Here is a 587-nt window from a genome sequence, read left to right as displayed (position 1 = left end):
CGATAAATCGTTTTAATTGGCTAATGCTTTCAATGCCGATGTTGGTGATCTTGAGCCGTATTTTGTCTTGAGTGACGTCTACGATTTGTGCCGTTAACGTAATCTCTTGTTCAGACTGGTGGAACGAGAAACCGACATCAACCAAAAGTGCAGGATTCAATGTATCCAAGCCTTCGGCTTGTAAGAGTAAGCCATGCAAGGAAAGATCTTGAATCGTAGCGTTAAGTCTCAAATCACGTTGTTCTAACTGAGCTGGAGCTTGGTAGATGATGCGTGAAAAGCGTCTTTTCTCCGTCATATTGCGCTCTCTAAGGCATTTAAACAGATTGAATAGTATATCAAGAAGAACAAAAAGTGTTCGAATGTTGTTTAAAAACTGTCGAGAACGCTACAGAGTTACGTAAGTACACGGTCATGTTTTTCACTGACCCAATGACTCTCAAATCATCAAATACCTTAATAACGCCAATCAAAATGGCCCAGAAAGGCGCTTTTAACTGGCTGGGGTATACGACAAAGGCCGCTATGATAGCGGCCTTTGTATAAATTACCAACAGACTTTCCAGAAAGCGTAAGTTTCGGTGTCA

Annotated in this window: 1 protein-coding gene; it reads right to left on the bottom strand. The window is 41.4% G+C overall.

Annotated elements, in window-relative coordinates; translation table 11 throughout:
- Window positions 1-298: PilZ domain-containing protein (locus R8O10_RS26400; protein ID WP_318192123.1), on the bottom strand; the 298-nt coding region annotated here is incomplete at its 3' end.
- Window positions 299-587: the final 289 nt, after the last annotated feature.

It is taken from the genome of Vibrio sp. 1727, assembly GCF_033344415.1.
Lineage (GTDB): Bacteria > Pseudomonadota > Gammaproteobacteria > Enterobacterales > Vibrionaceae > Vibrio > Vibrio alginolyticus.
This window is presented reverse-complemented; position numbering and strand designations above follow the sequence as displayed.